The sequence below is a fragment of the Haladaptatus sp. DYSN1 genome (genome assembly GCF_029489995.1).
Taxonomy (GTDB): Archaea; Halobacteriota; Halobacteria; order Halobacteriales; family Halococcaceae; genus QDMS2.
Map to the genome: position 1 here is coordinate 1,089,063 of NZ_CP120470.1, position 15,756 is coordinate 1,104,818.

18 protein-coding genes are annotated in these 15,756 nt (G+C 64.1%); 5 read left to right on the forward strand and 13 right to left on the reverse strand.

The genetic code is table 11. The annotated features are described in order from the left end of the window. The first annotated feature begins 62 nt into the window (after nucleotides 1–62). On the forward strand, nucleotides 63–221 hold the full coding sequence (locus tag P0648_RS05825) for a hypothetical protein (protein ID WP_276248210.1): 159 nt from the start codon (nucleotides 63–65) through the stop codon (nucleotides 219–221). Continuing rightward, the gene (locus P0648_RS05830) at nucleotides 218–727 is read left to right on the forward strand and encodes an Hsp20/alpha crystallin family protein (protein ID WP_276248209.1); all 510 of its coding nucleotides are present in this window, start codon (nucleotides 218–220) and stop codon (nucleotides 725–727) included. The genes P0648_RS05825 and P0648_RS05830 overlap by 4 nt, the downstream gene beginning before the upstream one ends. Here P0648_RS05830 and P0648_RS05835 read toward each other — a convergent pair whose 3' ends face one another. After that, nucleotides 728–1,840: an FAD-binding oxidoreductase gene (locus P0648_RS05835; RefSeq protein WP_276248208.1), complete on the reverse strand. Its 1,113-nt coding sequence runs from the start codon at nucleotides 1,838–1,840 to the stop codon at nucleotides 728–730. 31 nt (nucleotides 1,841–1,871) lie between these two features. Further along, a complete protein-coding gene (locus P0648_RS05840; protein WP_276248207.1) occupies nucleotides 1,872–2,654 on the reverse strand; it encodes a luciferase in 783 nt (260 codons plus the stop codon). 199 nt (nucleotides 2,655–2,853) lie between these two features. On the opposite strand from P0648_RS05840, the gene P0648_RS05845 reads away from it, so the two are divergent. Beyond that, entirely contained in the window at nucleotides 2,854–3,663 is an 810-nt protein-coding gene (locus P0648_RS05845; RefSeq protein ID WP_276248206.1) for an alpha/beta fold hydrolase, read from the forward strand. A gap of 118 nt (nucleotides 3,664–3,781) precedes the next feature. On the opposite strand, the gene P0648_RS05850 is transcribed toward P0648_RS05845, so the two are convergent. Genes P0648_RS05850 through P0648_RS05865 form a run of 4 tightly spaced genes read right to left on the reverse strand, consistent with a single transcriptional unit; the run spans nucleotide 3,782 to nucleotide 7,214 of the window. Beyond that, the gene (locus P0648_RS05850) at nucleotides 3,782–4,381 is read right to left on the reverse strand and encodes a CoA pyrophosphatase (RefSeq protein WP_277505585.1); all 600 of its coding nucleotides are present in this window, start codon (nucleotides 4,379–4,381) and stop codon (nucleotides 3,782–3,784) included. A gap of 25 nt (nucleotides 4,382–4,406) precedes the next feature. After that, nucleotides 4,407–4,868, reverse strand: coding sequence for a hypothetical protein (locus P0648_RS05855; protein ID WP_277505586.1), 462 nt, complete (start codon nucleotides 4,866–4,868; stop codon nucleotides 4,407–4,409). Nucleotides 4,869–4,894: 26 nt separating this feature from the next. Continuing rightward, nucleotides 4,895–5,995, reverse strand: a complete 1,101-nt coding sequence (locus tag P0648_RS05860; RefSeq protein ID WP_277505589.1) for a glycosyl transferase family 2 — start codon at nucleotides 5,993–5,995, stop codon at nucleotides 4,895–4,897. A 40-nt stretch (nucleotides 5,996–6,035) separates the two neighbouring features. After that, nucleotides 6,036–7,214: an MFS transporter gene (locus tag P0648_RS05865; protein ID WP_276248202.1), complete on the reverse strand. Its 1,179-nt coding sequence runs from the start codon at nucleotides 7,212–7,214 to the stop codon at nucleotides 6,036–6,038. A gap of 149 nt (nucleotides 7,215–7,363) precedes the next feature. On the opposite strand from P0648_RS05865, the gene P0648_RS05870 reads away from it, so the two are divergent. Continuing rightward, a complete protein-coding gene (locus P0648_RS05870; RefSeq protein ID WP_277505590.1) occupies nucleotides 7,364–7,534 on the forward strand; it encodes an HVO_0758 family zinc finger protein in 171 nt (56 codons plus the stop codon). Here P0648_RS05870 and P0648_RS05875 read toward each other — a convergent pair whose 3' ends face one another. The 5 genes from P0648_RS05875 to P0648_RS05895 form a co-directional block, all read right to left on the reverse strand. Continuing rightward, nucleotides 7,535–8,623, reverse strand: a complete 1,089-nt coding sequence (locus P0648_RS05875; RefSeq protein WP_277505591.1) for an aldo/keto reductase — start codon at nucleotides 8,621–8,623, stop codon at nucleotides 7,535–7,537. A gap of 36 nt (nucleotides 8,624–8,659) precedes the next feature. Continuing rightward, nucleotides 8,660–9,838, reverse strand: a complete 1,179-nt coding sequence (locus tag P0648_RS05880) for a bifunctional oligoribonuclease/PAP phosphatase NrnA (RefSeq protein WP_277505593.1) — start codon at nucleotides 9,836–9,838, stop codon at nucleotides 8,660–8,662. Between the two features lie 72 nt (nucleotides 9,839–9,910). Next, nucleotides 9,911–10,804, reverse strand: a complete 894-nt coding sequence (locus P0648_RS05885; RefSeq protein ID WP_277505594.1) for an SDR family oxidoreductase — start codon at nucleotides 10,802–10,804, stop codon at nucleotides 9,911–9,913. Further along, entirely contained in the window at nucleotides 10,804–11,232 is a 429-nt protein-coding gene (locus P0648_RS05890; RefSeq protein ID WP_276248197.1) for a DUF5791 family protein, read from the reverse strand. The genes P0648_RS05885 and P0648_RS05890 overlap by 1 nt, the downstream gene beginning before the upstream one ends. Nucleotides 11,233–11,266: 34 nt before the next feature. Next, the gene (locus P0648_RS05895) at nucleotides 11,267–12,466 is read right to left on the reverse strand and encodes a hypothetical protein (RefSeq protein WP_277505596.1); all 1,200 of its coding nucleotides are present in this window, start codon (nucleotides 12,464–12,466) and stop codon (nucleotides 11,267–11,269) included. 74 nt (nucleotides 12,467–12,540) lie between these two features. On the opposite strand from P0648_RS05895, the gene P0648_RS05900 reads away from it, so the two are divergent. Further along, on the forward strand, nucleotides 12,541–13,620 hold the full coding sequence (locus P0648_RS05900; protein ID WP_277505598.1) for a tubulin/FtsZ family protein: 1,080 nt from the start codon (nucleotides 12,541–12,543) through the stop codon (nucleotides 13,618–13,620). On the opposite strand, the gene P0648_RS05905 is transcribed toward P0648_RS05900, so the two are convergent. Continuing rightward, nucleotides 13,617–14,960 (reverse strand): alkaline phosphatase family protein, encoded by a 1,344-nt coding sequence (locus tag P0648_RS05905; protein WP_276274441.1) that lies wholly within the window; start codon nucleotides 14,958–14,960, stop codon nucleotides 13,617–13,619. The two genes, P0648_RS05900 and P0648_RS05905, sit on opposite strands and share 4 nt — an antisense overlap. Nucleotides 14,961–15,130: 170 nt before the next feature. After that, on the reverse strand, nucleotides 15,131–15,664 hold the full coding sequence (locus P0648_RS05910) for an inorganic diphosphatase (protein WP_276248193.1): 534 nt from the start codon (nucleotides 15,662–15,664) through the stop codon (nucleotides 15,131–15,133). Nucleotides 15,665–15,756: the final 92 nt, after the last annotated feature.

Here is a 15,756-nt window from a genome sequence, read left to right on the forward strand (position 1 = left end):
CGAACGGTAAAACGGATGCGAAAGCCCGCGCGCTTATACTCGTGGATACACTATCTCCTCGCATGCCAAAGACGCTCGAAGTAGCCTGCACGAACGACGCCTGCGAGCTCGACATGTTCGAGTTGCACTACACCTACGACATGCCAGACAGCGTCACCGTGGCAGACTTCTCCTGCCCGTACTGCGAGCGAGACGACTCGCTGGAGGAAATCGAGGTATGATTAAGGAACTTGGCAAATCCATCGGGAACGTCATCGTCGAGAACGTCGGGCGCGCCTCCAGTCGCGTCCAGGAACGAAAGCCACTGCCCGTCGATTTACTCGAAAGCGACGACGCCTTCCTCGCCGTCTTCGACGCTCCCGGGGCGACCCAGAGCGACGTGCAGGTGCGCTTTGCCGAGAACACCATCCACGTCCGCGTCGACCGCTTCCGTGACTTCCACGACGGCTACGAGATGCGCTTTCCCGGCCGCGGCCTCTCGCTCGACGGCAGCGTGAAACTGCCCCCCGAGGCAGAGGTCGATACGACCGACGCGACGGCGAAACTCACGAAAAACGGCACCCTTCACGTCCGCGTGCCGAAGGTGCAAGAGACGGAAGTCACGGTCGAAGACGAGGAGGACGAGGTCATCGAGATGGACGACGTCGACGAATCCGACGTCAAGCCGGCAGGCACGGACGACATCGAGGACACGGACGAGGCAGCAGACGACGAAGACCGGCCGTAATCAGCTGAGTCCTTCGACGATTTCGAACTCCTCGTCGCCCCGAAATCGTGTCGGGTCGAACGCGTCGAAGTCGGTTTCCCCGAGCACCTGTTTTGCGAGCAGTTCTCCGATGCCTGGCGAGCGCATGAAGCCGTGGCCCTGGAAGCCACAGGCGACGAACAAGTCGTCTCTTACTTCCCCGACCAGTGGGTCGTAGTCCGGCGTCGCCCCACACATCCCCGCCCACGCTCGGGAAACTCTCGGTTCGAACGCGACGCGTCGGGCCACTCGTTGCCGGTTCGTCTCCACGAACTCGTCGTCTGCATCCTCGGGGTAGTCGTCCGGATCGCGCTCGAACAGTTCGGTCCCGTCCCCGACGAGCAGGCCGCCTTTCCGCGGGCGAAAGTAGAACCCCTCAGTCGCGTCGTAGGTCATCGGAATCTCGTCGCTCGCTGCCGCCTTTTCGGTAGTGAGCGCCTGCACCCGGTACGGCTTCATCGCAATCTGGATGCCTGCATCTGCGAGTAATTTCTTCGTCTGGACACCCGTCGTGAGAACCACGGCGTCGAACGCACCTGCGTCCCGGGGTGTCTCCAGATTCCCATCGTCGTCGAGACGAACCGGCGCGTTCTCCTCGATGGTGACGCCGGCTTCACGGGCCGCCTCGCCCATCGCCCGGACGTAGGTGGCGGGTTCCGTATAGCCGGCGTCGTCGGCACGGGCGGCCGCCCCGATGTCCGCGGCCCGTAACGCCGGGAAGTCGGCTTCTAGTTCCGCAGGCGTCACGCGGGAGACGTCGCCGCCGGTTGCGTTCATCCGCTCGACCTGTTCGCCGAGCCGGTCGCACCGCTCCTCGTCTGACTCGTGAGCGAACCAGACGTACGGACAGGACGTGAATTCGAAGTCCTCGCGCGCAGCGGCGAACTCCCGGAATCGGGAGAGCGACCGTCGAGCAATCCGCGCGTCAACCGGGTTCGGAAAGTGCGAGTAACACACGCCAGCGGCGCGGCCGCTCGACCCGCTCGCCAGTTCGTCGCGTTCGAAAAGCGTCACGTCCGCGTCGCGCACCGCGAGGTCGTGGGCGGTGGTCACGCCAACTGCGCCGCCGCCGGCGACGGCCACTCGAAACGTCATACGGAACCCTCGTCGGCCGGGGGCTTAACTCTCAGCGCAGAAACTCGTCGATGCCCCGGGCGGGGTAGCCGACGACGGTATCGACGCCGACCGCGCGGAGCGCTTCGATTTGTTCTGCGACCGCGCTGGGCGTGCCGACGAGCGCGTAGTCGCGACTCGCCGCGAGCAACACCTTCCGAGCGCGACCGGTGGCCGACGAGTCGGTGGCCGCGCCGTCGGGCAGCGCCCGGGCGACGGGCCGTCTGCGCGCGGCGTAGGCTCCAACTGCATCCAGAATCTCGTCCTCGTCGTCGGTGAGCACCGTGGGTGCGTAGACGGCGAGTTCGCCGTCGTAGCCGGCGGCCCGAAGCGCCCGCACGTCTCGTCGGGTCGTCCGCGAGAGCAGGTCGAACTGCGTCCCGCCGGTGGCGAGCGCGATTCGCTCTACGCCTTCCGTGCCGACCCACGAGTCGGGCGCACGTTCGAGGGCGGCGGCCAACCGGGGCGCTATGGGACGTTTTCGCTCCTCCGCTGTGAGGTACGCCGAGTGGCCGGCGACGAGCACCTGCTTGATTCCATCTGGAATCTCGTCGTAGCGCGAGTCGTCGCCGAGGGGGTCGAAACCGTCTGCGCGAACGGGCGTGGTCAGTCTGACCTCCTTCGTCCGGGCGAGTTCGGCGAGTACGTCGACGTCGGGGAGGTGCTCGCGGCCCTCGTAGTCTATCGTGACGACGCCCACGGAGAGGGCGTCCGCTCTGCGCACGTCACACTCCGCGGGTTTGAGCGCGACCGCGTCCAAACCCGTCTCAGAGAGACGTGTCTCACCAGTTAGCATAGCCACCTCTCATGGAAAATAGTCTATCGCCGCTCCGGAACTCGATCCATCGTCTGTGCGACCATACACCTTCTATCGCCGTTCCCGGCAAAAGGTTATCGCTCGTGGCGAAATTGCCTGTCACGGCCAGCTGACTGTCTCGAATGCGGGCGAAACAGAGAGCACTGTCGCGCTCGTCTAGTCTCGTGAGGGGAGGCAGATGGAAACAGTTCGTTCGGCAGATGGAATCGAGATTGCGTACGAAAAGACGGGCCACGGGCCACCGATGGTCCTCGTTCACGGGACGACGGCTGACCATACCCGGTGGGAACCAATCCGCTCGGCGCTCGAAGAACACTTCACGCTCTACGCCATCGACCGCCGAGGTCGCGGCGAGAGCGGTGACGCACCCGAGTATAGTTTAGAGCGAGAGGTAGAAGACGTGGTCGCCGTCGTCGACTCGATCGGGGAACCAGTGGTCTTGCTCGGCCATTCGTACGGCGCACTCTGCTCGCTGGAGGCCGCGCTGCACACCGAGAACGTCAGCAAACTCGTCCTGTACGAACCGCCGTTCTCACCGACGGGCCAGGTCATCTCGTCCCACGAGACGCTCGAAGCGATACAAGCACTTGTAGACCGCAATCAGAACGAGCAAGCACTGGTCCGCTTCTTCAAGGACGTCGCCGGGATGCCACCAGCGGGGGTTGACGTGCTTCGCACGGCTCCGAACTGGCCGGACCGCGTCGCCGCCGCACACACAATCGCGAGAGAGGAGGCGGCCCCAGACGCGTACGAATTCGACGCCGACCGACTCGCCGCGCTCACGATGCCGACGCTGCTGTTGACCGGCAGCGAGAGTGCTCCGTTCCTCCGGGAAGCCACGGCCGCGCTCGCAGAAACGCTGCCGAACAGCCGAATCGTCACGTTCGAGGGTCACGGCCACGTCGCGATAAATTCGGCTCCGGACGAATTCGTGGATGCTGTGCTCACGTTCGTTCGAGAGTCGGAGTCAGTTCCTCGTGCGCCGTGAGGACTCAGGTGGGAAGGTCCGCATCAGACAGACGCTGATTCACGCGTTCGCGACGAGACGCTCACGTCGGTGAATCAGCATCAAACAGACGCTGACTCGCTCTTTCGCGATAAACCGCTCAAGTGGGCAAGTCCGCGTCTGGATCAACCACCCTATCAACTTTCCGTGGCATCTCCCAATCCGTCGCGACTTCGAGGAAGTTCACCAGGATGCGCCCCGTCGCGCCCCAGACGGTGTAGCCATCGACGTGGAAAAAGTGCAGTCGGATGTCGCCGTAGTGGGGGTGCATCCGGCGCTCTGACTCGTAGTTCGCGAGGTCGGTCAGGTCGTCGAGGCTGAGGACGACGATTTCGGCCACCTCGCGCTCGTCGGGGGTGTACTGGGCGTCGGGGACGGTGGCGACGAAGGGGCGCACCGCGTAGCTCGTAATCGTCCTGATGTCGTCCAGTCGGCCCACAATTTCTGCGGTGCGGGGGTCCAAGCCGATCTCCTCGTTTGCCTCTCGGAGGGCAGTTGCTTCGAGGTCCGCGTCCGCGGGCTCGCGCCCGCCGCCGGGAAACGACATCTGCCCGGGGTGTTCGCCGAGGTGGTCTGCGCGCTTCGTAAAGAGAAGCTGTGGCTCCCCGTCACGGGTGAGAATGGGCACGAGGACGCCCGCTTCGCGCTCCTCGTCCGTGACTTCGGAGGGCGAGTAGCGCGCCACCCGGTCGAGATTCATATGCGAAGTCATGCGACGGAGCGGCTTAATTCGCCCGGGCCTCGTCGAGCAGGTCGCGGGCGGCGTCCAAGTCGACCGGTCCCCACGCTTCCAGGTCGTAGCTCACGTCGAGCAGGTGGAGGATGCGCTCGTCGTCGCCCGCGTTGACGGCGGCCGCGGCGTCCCGACGAAATCGTGCCTCGACGGGCGTAGCAATCGCGCTCCGGTCTATCTCTCGCAATTCTACATCGAGGATGTGCGGGAGGTCTTCGCCGCCGTCGGGCAACTCGGGGAACGCGACCGGGCCGGGTGTGAGGTAGGCCGTTCCGTCGCGCTCGAATTCGACCAGAAAGTAGCGTTCGACGGCGGCGTCGATTTGGTCCGTAAACACCGCGTCCTCCGTGCCCTGTCGGTAGGCAAGTTCGGCGAGCGCAGTGGTGAGTTCCTCACGGGTGAGTGCGGTAAAGAGGTCTACAACCCCCGCGAGTTCGTCGTGGCTCAGGTCCATCGTCATCACATTCTGGCCACCCGGGCTTAATGGTCATCCATCGCGGCTTCGAGGTCGATTCGCGAGGCTGCCCACACCTCGTCGGACGAGAGAGAACTCTCGTCCCACGACGGCAGGCGCGTGTCATCGGTCAGTGGTTCGATTGCCTGCTGATACACGCCCACCTGCCGGCGTTCTGCTTCGCGGTCGTAGTCGAGCCCGTTGAACGCGGCGTCGGCGGCGTACTGACGGACGAACTGGAGCGCAGTCTCGCGGTACTGCCCCGGCAGTGCGTCGTAATCCGGTTTTACGTCGAAGTCTGCGAGCACCTGAAAGAGCGCCTGTCCGACTCCTTCGCTCATGTCCGAGAGGCCAGTCGGACCGGAGACGGCGCGGTGGTCGTGTTCGTGTTTCCCCAAATCGACCTGCGCAGAGCCAGTAAAGCCGACTGCACCAAAAGCGTCGCCAAGCGTCGAGAGTTCGAGCCCCCACTGGCGCTGGGGACGGAGGTGATGGGCGAGTTTCGAGGTGGATGCGAATTCTCCGGCGAGCGGGTAGCGAAACGCCGTCAGGTAGTCGAGAATCGGGGCGTCGTGTTCGGCGACGAGCGCCCGAAGCAGCGGCGCGACGAACAGGCGGGCGAGGCGGCCGTAGAGCTGGTTGTTCTCGACGCGGGCGTAGTAGCCCTTCGTGAACTCGTACTCGCCCGCGAGCGGTGCGAGAAGCCGTGGAACGTGGCTCGCGGCGTAGGTCTTCGCGTCCGCATCGTGGACGACGACGTACTCCTCCTGGGCGGCGATGCCGAGGGCGAGCCACACGTCCCGACCCTTTCCCATCGGTCCGGAGAGCCCCGCCTCCGCGAGGCGGTCTCCCAGTCCCGGTCCGGTACACCAGAGTAGGTCCACGTCCAACTCGAAGGCGTCGAACCAGTCACAGAAGTCGCCAACGCGGTCCGCACTCGCCCGAAGCGGGACGACCACGCGGGCGGGGTCGACGCGCTCCAGCGTCGAGAGTACCCGTTCTGCGGCCAGTCCCGCGTATTCGCGCTCGGTCATCGGAACGACGACGGCGGCCCGGTCTGTCGGCGCGTCGGGGACGTGCCCGGTCAGGTCGTGCAGCGTCGTCACGCGCTCCTGGACGTACTCCATCGGCGACTGATAGGTTCTGGGTCGCAAAAAGCAGCCGCATTCAGGCGTCGGTTCGGCCGCGCCGCGGGATGCGTCCGGCGCGGTTCAGCACGAACAGGACGACCATCACGCCGACGAGGCAGACCGCGAAGAACTGGTAAATCGTTCCGTAACTGTATCCCACGTCGGTGAGGCCGCCGACGACGTACGAGCCGGTCGCCTGCATCGGCATCATCGTCCCGCTGTAAACCGAGTAGGCGCTCGCGCGGTGCTGGTCGGGCAGCGACGACAGCAGGAAGGTATCGACGGTCGGAAACATGCTGTGGATGACGAAGCCGATGATTGTGCTCACGACGATAATCTGTATTAATCCGGCGGCGAACGTCAGAGCCACGAGGCTCAGTGCGAACGCGCCGACGATGGCGAGTTGCAGGCGCACCGTGTCGAAGCGGTCTGCGAACCGGCCACCGACGAGGAAGGCGGGGACGCCCGCGGCGAAGACGACCGAGAGCATAGTTCGGGAGGTTTCAGGCGACAGCCCTTTCACCGTCAGGTAGGATGGATACCAGTTGAACAGGCCGTTCCAGACGAACGAGGCGACGCCAACGAAGGCGATGCCTGCGAGGATGATGCGCCACTGCTTTTTCACCGCCGTGAGCAGATTGCGGTCGGAGGCTCCACCCTGCGGGATGTCGGTTCGACGGGCGACGAGAAAGAGCACGGCCGTCGCAAGGAGGGCGACGACGGCGACGAGTTGGAACACGCTCCGCCAGTCGTCGACGAAGAGCACCGCGGTCACGAGCAGCGGGGCGAGGACGGCGGCCATCTGGCTCGACATACCGTGGACGCCGATGGCGCGCCCGAGGCGCTGGGGGTAGAGTTCACTCACGAGTGGATTCGCGGCGATGAAGTACGCCCCGCTCGCGACGCCCATCGAGAACGACCCGACCATCAGCATTTCGACGGAGGACGCGGCCGCGGTGAACAGCGACGCGGCGGTGAGGATGAAGCCCGTGAGCAGAACCACGCGATGCCGGCGGACCCGAGTGAGGAGGTAGCCGGTCGGAATCCGTGGCAGGGCACTGCCCATCCAGGCGAGGGTTGCCACCAGACCCATCGTCGTGCGGGTCGTCTCGAAGTCCACGATGAGCGGCTCTAAGAGCGGTGCGAACAGCACTCGTCCGAGATTGACGAGGAACACCATCGCACAGAGCGAGCCGAATAACTGGCGGCGTGACACGTCCTGGGATTTCACCCTCGCCCTCTCAAAGGTTCCGAAGTGCCCCGTTGCGTGCTCCTGACTTCACGTATCGTGCAGTCCCGTGAGCGGGTTTACCGGCTCTACAGCCACCCCGGTATATTTGGGCTCCCCGTCCGTAGCCCGGCAGTATGGAATCGACTCGCAAGGGCCTTCGGTCGGGGGCCATCGTCAAGGACACCTACGAACGGCTCACCTGCGCGGAGTGCAACAAGAAACTCAAGACGCGAAACGACCCGGACGAAATCGGCTCGGTACGGGCCTGCCCGGACTGTGGTACGGAGTGGCGCGAACTGCGCTAATCATTCGAAGATGGCGTCGAACGCCCGGGCACCCATCGCGTCCCCTTCGCCGGCCTTGAGATTCTCTTCGACGTGGGCCGGCGAGGACATTCCGACGAGCGAGCAGGTCACGCCGGGGGCACTTCGGGCGAAGTTGAGTGCCTGTTGAGCGGTCGTCTCACCGGGCAGTTGGGCGGCGACGGCGTCCGGCAGGTCGCGGGCGAGTCGCCCCTGTAACAGACTCGCGCTCGTGAACACGTTGAGCCCCGCCTCTCTGGCGAACCAGAGGACGCTCTGTGCTCCTTCCGGGCCGTCGTGGCTCTCCTGGGTGAAGGCGTCGGCCATCCCGACGTTGAACGGCAGTTGAATCGCCCGGAAGTGGGTGGTCGTGTTGCCGGCGGCTTTCGCAGCCTTCCGTGCTCGCGAGACGACCTCCACGATAGAGAGGTAGTGGTCGTGGTCTTTCGGTACGCGGAAGGCGTCCCACGTCGCCACACCGTAGTGGTTGATGTCCCCGGCTGCGGCCCGCTCTTCGAGTCGCGTGAACGTGGCTTCGAGCGCGTCGTACACCGCCTCTCGAGAGCGCACGTCGAGTTGCGTCTCGGGGTTGTGGACGTAGTAGAGGTCGATGGTATCGAGGTCGAGATTTTCGAGCGACCGGTCTACCTGGTCGTCGATATACGCAGGCGAGATGCAGTGGCTGCCGTGGGCGAGGTCCTCCCGCGAGACGAGGCCGGAATCGACGTACTCGGATTTCACGTACTCGCCCGGATTTTCCGGGCGGTCGCCGTCGAACGGGACGAACCCGCCTTTCGTCGAAACGAGAATCTCCTCACGGTCTACGTCCGCATCCGCGAGCGCCGCGCCGACCACGCGCTCGCTTCGCTGATTTCGGTAGTTGATGGCCGTGTCCACGACGTTACAGCCCGATTCGAGCGTCGTGACGATGGCTTCGTGGTAGGACTCGTCCACCGTGTCGGTCGGGTCGCCGAGGTACGTTCCGAGGCCGATGCTCGTGATGGTCTGGTCGCCAAAACGCCGGAAATAGGCGCGGCCGAACCGCTCGAAGTAGCGATTCCGATAGCGCCAGGTGCCGTCGGCAGTAGCCATGCCTGTCGTAGCGCCGCGAGGGGTAAAAGCCCCCAGTTAGAGTTCGCCGGCCATGCCGTCGTACAGGCGGTCGATCAGTTCCTCTCGGTTCATCCCCTTTCGAGGGCCGATGCCCTCCATGTGTTCGACCGAAACCTGTCCGCCGCCCATTCTCGCGTGGCCGCCCGCACTCGACATCGGGATGTCGTTTACGACCTCCTGGAGGGTCTTTCCCATGTGAACCCGGTCGTCCCGGGAGCGCCCCGAGATGTGGATGGTCCCATTGCTCGACCCCAGCACGACGACGGCCGTAAAGCCTTCCAGGCGAACGAGTTCGTCTGCGGCCTGCGGAATGGCGTCTACGATATCGACGTTACCCACGTCGCTCACGGCGAACGGCGGGTGGTCTAAGTCACACTCCGTGATGGCGCGAGCCTTGATTTTGAGCACGTTGGCTCCGACCTGCGGGTTGGCGATGCGGTCGAGCGAATCCTCGTCCACGCCCGGGAACAGAAAGCTGCAGGCGCGAAACTCCGCCGCACTACAGCCCTTGGTCAGATGTTTCGTGTCGGCTTGAATTCCGTACAACAGGCCGGTGGCGAGCGTTCGGGGAATCGGTTTCTCTACGTCCGCATCCTCGCGGTCGGGTTCGTAGCCCTGTTCGTCGAGGTATTCCGCGAGAATCGTCGAACACGCCCCGTAGGCCGTCCGACAGTCGGTGAAGGCGGTTCCCGTTCCAGTCCCCGGATGATGGTCGATGACGGCGAACGGGACGATTCCTGATGCGCCGTTGAACCCCCGTGGGACGTTGTGGTCTACGAGTACGACGTTCTCGGAGGCGAGGTCGCCTGCGGTGTCGATGTGGACCAGTTCGAGGTCGAGTACCGTCTCGAACGCTCGGTTTTCCTGGTGGCGAATCTTTCCCGGATACTGGAGCGTTGCCCGCGTCCCGACGCTCTCTGCGAGGAATTCGACTGCCGCCGCACACGCCATCGCGTCCGGGTCGGGGTTCGGGTGCATCAGCACCGTCACCTCGTCGTATCGAGCCAATTGCTTGCAGAACTTCGAACTCGGATGCCGACGCAGTTGAGGCGTTCCCGCCCGCACCGCAAAGACGAGCAGTGCGAGGAGAAGAACGCCACCGGCAGCGACGAGCAACGGGTTCTCCGCGGCGAATGCCGAGGCGGTATCGGTAAGTTGACCGAATTCGCCTGCGACAACCGCCTGTCTCGACATACCCATTCGCTCTACGCGAATTGGTAAGTATGTTACCCTCAACCACGACACTGGGTATGGGTTCTTCGCTGGCTACCGGTTCTGCTGGCGGTACGCGTCGATAGCAGCGCGATAGCCCTCGCGGTACGTCGGGAACGCGAATTCGTACCCGAGAGCGCGGAGATAGTCGTTCGAACAGCGCTTGCTCGTCAGAATCCGCCGTCTCGCCGCCTCGGAGAGTGCGTCGGCTTCGAGGCGCTCGGCTTTCGTTCGCTTTGGCGGTTCCGGCACGCCGCACTCCGTGGCGAGCCAATCGGCGAACGTCCACTTCGCGGCTGGTTCGTCGTCTGCGACCAACACTACCTCCCCGCGTGCAAGGTCCGCTTCGAGGAAATAGGCCAGCGCACCGGCCGCATCGTCGCGGTGGACCATGTTGAGATACCCCTCCGTGACCGGGCCCGAGAGGTAACGGTCGAGCCGGTAGCGGTCTGGGCCGTACAACCCGGCGAATCGTGCGACTGTTCCATCGATTCCCGCGTCGGCGGCCGATTCGATGGCGACTCGTTCTGCTTCGGCGAGCACACGCGTCTTCTCTGTCGTCGGCTCGATGGGCGTCGCTTCGTCCACCCACTCGCCGCCGTGGTCGCCATAGACGCCTGTACTCGAGGTGTAGACGAGTCGGTCTGGAGCGTTCGCTCTCGCCCCGAAGTGGTCGATTGCTCCTTGTAATCCCTCGACGAAGATGCGGCGGGCAGCGGCCGCTCCGCGGCCACCAGAACTCGCCGCGAACACGAGGGCATCGATGTCTGGAATCGCACCGAGTGAGTCGGGGTCGGTCAGGTCTGCGCGAATCGGCTCGAAACCGGCCGCGTCGATGGCGTTTCGGCCCTCGGCAGAGCGCCTGACGCCCCACACCTCCTGGCGGGGCGTGAGCTGGCGACCGAGTTCCAGCCCGACGTAGCCACAGCCGAGGATTGCGACGCGCATCAGCGTTTTCGACTCTCGATGAACTGGTGGAGCGCCGCGAACTCGCTCAGCGTCATCGGCGCACGCCCCTCGACTTTCTGCTGGATGTCGCGCGCGTCGAGGTGGTTGTTCAGCCCGGACTCGATGGCTTCCACGTCGAGGATGGCCGTGGTCATTCCCATGAGCAGGTGGTCGCGGACCTCCATCAGGATGGTTCGTTTGTCGGGGAGCGCGTCGTCACAGGCGAGAATCGCCGCTGCGTCTTCGAGCGTCAGTGCGGGTGACTCGCCGCCAGCCAGCGCCTCGACGGTTTCTATGTCCACGTCGCTCGCTGCGGCCACGGACTCGATGCCGACCGCAGAAATCGTCTCGCGCAACTCAGCTTCGTAGAGGGCTCGCAGTTCGGTGGGCGACAGTTCGCCCGGCTCGTCGCTCACGTCGTACAACATGCGCCTCTGTAGAACCTCCCGGTACAAGTGGTTGTCACTTGCCACCGGTACTGCTGGTGGGCCAGCCCGGAGAGCGTTCGTCCGCGTCGCCGTCGATATCGCCGACGCCGGCGCGACCCGGTGGGACGACGACCACGACAGCCGTTTTAACGGCGAACGACACCTTCGGAGCGCGTCCAAACCGTTCGACGACGCCGTCTCCATCGACGTCGAGCGTTACTGTCTGACCCGCCCGGGTGTAGGCGATTCCCCGGGGTCCAGTGGACGACGCGACTGTGAATCGAGTGTATGATCCAGCGACATCGACCGTCCAGAGGTTCGTCGTCGCGTACCAGTACCCCGGCATCGGCGCGATCGGAAGGCCAGCCGGAAGCCGGGCGAACGAGCGGTTGAGTCGCCGTTCGAGCACCGCTTTGCTGTGGTGCTCTGTCGCGTTCGCGATGACCTCTTTCGCCACCGTCTGGGAGACGGTTCTGGTCGTCTGAAGCGTGGTATTCACCACTTCCTCGGTCGGTCGGGACGACTGTTCTTGCAGCGATTCTGCGACTGCCACGTCTAACTGAACGGCGAGTCGCTCCGCGGTGCGGGAGTCGTCTTCGGCCGCACCCGCCCGTGCCACTGCCCGGGTGGACGACCCGTTTGCCAGTGTGAGCGCCCTGCCCGCTGGCGTCTGCCATCGACCGAGCGCATCCTCGACGAGTTGCTCCTGGGCGTCGTCGCTCGCCCCAACTCCCTCCCGTCTCAGGGCCGTGACGAGGCGTGAGGTGACGTGACCTGTCCCCGTGGACACCGACGCTTCGAGTTCACGTCGGTTCGTGGCGAGCGATTCGTTCGCGGTGGCGGCTGAGACGGAACGCGACGCTTTCAGGACCTGTGCGGCGGTTCGGAGGTCTGTCCGCTCCTCATTGCCTCCAAGTCCCGCAGTCACCGTATCCGCGACATCGCCGTACGGAATGGTGAACAGATTTTGGTTTCGAGCGACGAGCGGATGCGTCGTCTCGCCTCGGTTCACGGCGGGTACGGACTCGTGGGTGACCGCCGCCAGTGTGAGATACGAGGGTGCTCCGTCCACCGAGAGCGTGACTGGTCCCGTCACCGACCCTTCGATGGGTCGGGATGGCTCTGCCGTCACCTCCCGCTGAGCGTTGAGAATCGCGGCGACGGAGTGGTCGGAATCGGTGAGTGCGCGTTCGACGGCTTGCAACCGGGTTTCGAGCGTTTCTGTATCGACCATAGCCGACGCTGGTCGCGCCATCTGCTTTGAATGTCCGGGACAACGTTGATTAGTTCAGCAATCGACATTCTCGTATGAAAGCCGTTCTCATCGGGGTCGGACAGGCCGGGGGGAAACTCACGCAACGAATGGCCGAGTTCGACGCCAGAATGGGGTTCGACGCGATTCGCGGAGCACTCGCGGTGAACTCCGCGCACGCGGACCTCCAGGGACTCTCCATCGATACACTACTCATCGGCCAGGAGCGGGTGAAGGGCCACGGCGTCGGTGGCGACAACGAACTCGGCGCGAAAATCATGGACGAAGACGCTCCGGAAGTGATGGACGCGCTCGACGGGCGCATCACCTCGGAGGTGGAGGCACTGTTCATCGTCGCTGGACTCGGCGGGGGCACGGGCAGCGGCGGTGCGCCGGTTCTCGCCCGCCACCTGAAACGAATCTACGACATTCCAGTGTACGTCATCGGTGTGCTCCCCGGGCGTAGCGAGGGGTCGCTTTATCAGGCGAACGCAGGTCGGTCGCTGAAGACGGTGGCCCGCGAGGCAGACGCCGTGTTGCTCATCGACAACGACGCGTGGCACGCAACGGGCGAGAGCGTCGAAGAAGGGTTCGGGACGATAAACGAGCACATCGCCCAGCGAGTCGGCCTCCTGCTCGCGGCGGGCGAGGCGACGGAGGGTGTCGGGGAGAGCGTCGTCGATTCGAGCGAGGTCATCAACACCCTCCGGGCGGGCGGTATTGCTGCCCTCGGCTACGCCAGTGCGACGGCGAGTCCAGACGCGGGCGAGAATCTGACCGTTATCACGAGTGTTGCCCGGAACGCGCTGCTCACCGGGTCAAGTCTGCCGAACGCGGTGGACGCTGAAGCTGCGCTGCTCGTCGTCGCGGGTAAGCCCGACCGACTTTCGAGGAAGGGCGTCGAAAAGGCGCGGCGGTGGCTCGAAGACGAGACGGGGAGCATGCAGGTTCGTGGTGGCGACTTCCCGCTCGACAGCGAGCGCATCGCGGTGCTGGTGCTCGTGTGTGGCGTCGAGCGGTCGCCACGGCTCAGGGAGTTCATGGAGCGGGCGAAAGTGGCCCACGAGTCGCGCCCAGAGAAGCGGACGGACCCGGCGGCCGCGTTCAAAAACGACCAGTTAGAGGACCTGTTTTAGAGCAGGCTCGCGCCGTCGTAGGCGTCGCGGGCGAAGTCGATATCCATCAGGTCGAGGATGGTCGGCGTGATGTCGAAGAGGTCCGCGTCGCGGATGGTCGCGTTCTGGTCGTCGATGTAGAGCGAGGCGTTGTCGAAACTGTGCATCCCGTTTCGTGGTCCGACGTCGAAGACGTCGCCGTGTGGCTTGAACCCGGATTTCAGGTCGTAGCCGTGGTTCGGGATGACGACGAGGTCGGGAGCGATGTCCTCGTGGTCGCCGCGGAAAGCCTCTTCCTTCTTGACCACGCGCTGTGCAACCTTCTTGCCGTCGGGGCCTTCGAGTGCTTCGAGCTTCGACTTGAGTTCGTCGCGGACGGCTTCGTATTCGTCCTGTGGGACGCTGCCGCGGGGTTCGCGCCCCTCTAAGTTGATGTAGAAGCGGCCGGGAATGAGCGAGTAGGCCTTCGTGTCCCCGGAGATGTCGTCGAGTCCGGAGTGGTCGTCATCCTGGTAATCGAGCCACCCTTCTTCGTTGAGCCAGGCGTTGCAGTGAACCTCGTAGTTAAGGGTGGTAAAGCCGTGGTCGCTCGCGACCACCATCGTCACGTCGTCTGCAAGCGCGTTGCGGAGTTCGCCGAGGTAGCGGTCTACCTTCCGGTAGAACTCCATGAACTCCTCCTTGTACTCGCCGTCGTGTTCGTAGTCCTTGAACAGGAAGTGATTCACCCGGTCGGTCGTCATGAAGACGCCGAAGAAGAGGTCCCAGTCGTCCTGCTCGACGAAGTGCTTGAACGCCTTGAACCGTCCGTCGAGGGTCTTGTGGGCGTCCTCGATGAAGGCGGTCTTGTCGTCGTCGTGGCCCAGTTTGGCGTTCACGTCGATTCGGTAGCCGAAGTCGGCGAGCGTCGATTCCAGATCGTCTGGATAGCTCGCTTTGTCGAGGCTCGGTGAGAGGAACCCGGAGACCATGCGCTGGACGTTGCGCTGGGGTGGGAACGTGACGGGGACGTTCATCACCGTCGCGTTGCGTCCCTCGGAGGTCACGCGGTCCCAGAGGCGTTCCGCCTGCACGTCGCGCCCCATCGGGACGTACGTGTCGTAGGAACCGACCTCGCGGTCCTGGAACCCGTAGACACCAGTCTCACCGGGATTCTTCCCCGTGGTAAGCGATGGCCAGCAGGCGCTCGATTCGGGCGGGACGATGCTGTCGATTGCACCGGACGCCCCCTCGTCCGCGAGTGCGGCGAGGTTCGGAAATTCGTCCTCGTGTTCTGCGAGAAGGCTGTACGGTACGCCGTCGATACCGAAGAAAGCGACGCGAGGAGCATCGTCGCCACGGAGCCGGTCGAACAAACCCATACCCACCCATTCCGTCGTGGGGCACAAGAAGTTTCGTTTCGACTGCGAAAATCAGGTGGACTCGTCGATTGCGGCAATTCGTGACGGCGACCCGCGCCACACCCGTGGGTCGGGTAATCGAACACAGCCGAAAACGTGAGGGTGTTGGCGGTGTCGCCGACAGCGACCGTTCAGCCGAAGTGCTGTGCGTAGAGGTCGCGTGCGTGTTCGATGGCGTCGTACGCCGCCTGCTTGTCTTCCCAGCCCTGCGTCGTGACTTCCTTGCCCTTCTCTAGGTTTTTGTACGTCGAGAAGAACTCGTCAATTTCGTCGCGCAGGTGCTGTGGGATGTCTTCTAAGTCCTCGATGTGGTCGAAGCGTGGGTCCTCGTTCGGAACAGCGATGACCTTGTCGTCCTGTTCGCCATCGTCGTCCATCTTCATGAGGGCGACCGGACGGGCTTCGATGATGCACCCGGGGAACGTCGCGTCCTCTACGAGGACGAGCGCGTCGAATGGGTCTTCGTCGTCGTAGTACGAGCGCGGGATGAACCCGTAGTCGCTCGGGTAGTGGACGTTCGAGTGAAGTACGCGGTCGAGGACGACACCGGGGATGTCCTTGTCGTACTCGTACTTGTTGCGTTCACCTTTGAGACACTCGACGACGACGTTGATCACTTCGGGCGAGTTCGGCCCTGTCTGCAGATCTTCCCAGAGATTCGCCATGCACCTGCGTGTCGGTGAGGGGGGAAAAAAGTCCTTTCGGCATGCCCGCGAGGTGGCGCCACACGCTGACCCTATCTGCTCCACAGCACGCC

Coding starts and splice junctions, on each gene's coding strand:
- P0648_RS05825 (WP_276248210.1), top strand. CDS start 63: ATGCCAAAGACGCTCGAAGTAGCCTGCACGAACGACGCCTGCGAGCTC.
- P0648_RS05830 (WP_276248209.1), top strand. CDS start 218: ATGATTAAGGAACTTGGCAAATCCATCGGGAACGTCATCGTCGAGAAC.
- P0648_RS05835 (WP_276248208.1), bottom strand. CDS start 1,840: ATGACGTTTCGAGTGGCCGTCGCCGGCGGCGGCGCAGTTGGCGTGACC.
- P0648_RS05840 (WP_276248207.1), bottom strand. CDS start 2,654: ATGCTAACTGGTGAGACACGTCTCTCTGAGACGGGTTTGGACGCGGTC.
- P0648_RS05845 (WP_276248206.1), top strand. CDS start 2,854: ATGGAAACAGTTCGTTCGGCAGATGGAATCGAGATTGCGTACGAAAAG.
- P0648_RS05850 (WP_277505585.1), bottom strand. CDS start 4,381: ATGAATCTCGACCGGGTGGCGCGCTACTCGCCCTCCGAAGTCACGGAC.
- P0648_RS05855 (WP_277505586.1), bottom strand. CDS start 4,868: ATGGACCTGAGCCACGACGAACTCGCGGGGGTTGTAGACCTCTTTACC.
- P0648_RS05860 (WP_277505589.1), bottom strand. CDS start 5,995: ATGGAGTACGTCCAGGAGCGCGTGACGACGCTGCACGACCTGACCGGG.
- P0648_RS05870 (WP_277505590.1), top strand. CDS start 7,364: ATGGAATCGACTCGCAAGGGCCTTCGGTCGGGGGCCATCGTCAAGGAC.
- P0648_RS05875 (WP_277505591.1), bottom strand. CDS start 8,623: ATGGCTACTGCCGACGGCACCTGGCGCTATCGGAATCGCTACTTCGAG.
- P0648_RS05880 (WP_277505593.1), bottom strand. CDS start 9,838: ATGTCGAGACAGGCGGTTGTCGCAGGCGAATTCGGTCAACTTACCGAT.
- P0648_RS05885 (WP_277505594.1), bottom strand. CDS start 10,804: ATGCGCGTCGCAATCCTCGGCTGTGGCTACGTCGGGCTGGAACTCGGT.
- P0648_RS05890 (WP_276248197.1), bottom strand. CDS start 11,232: ATGTTGTACGACGTGAGCGACGAGCCGGGCGAACTGTCGCCCACCGAA.
- P0648_RS05895 (WP_277505596.1), bottom strand. CDS start 12,466: ATGGTCGATACAGAAACGCTCGAAACCCGGTTGCAAGCCGTCGAACGC.
- P0648_RS05900 (WP_277505598.1), top strand. CDS start 12,541: ATGAAAGCCGTTCTCATCGGGGTCGGACAGGCCGGGGGGAAACTCACG.
- P0648_RS05905 (WP_276274441.1), bottom strand. CDS start 14,960: ATGGGTTTGTTCGACCGGCTCCGTGGCGACGATGCTCCTCGCGTCGCT.
- P0648_RS05910 (WP_276248193.1), bottom strand. CDS start 15,664: ATGGCGAATCTCTGGGAAGATCTGCAGACAGGGCCGAACTCGCCCGAA.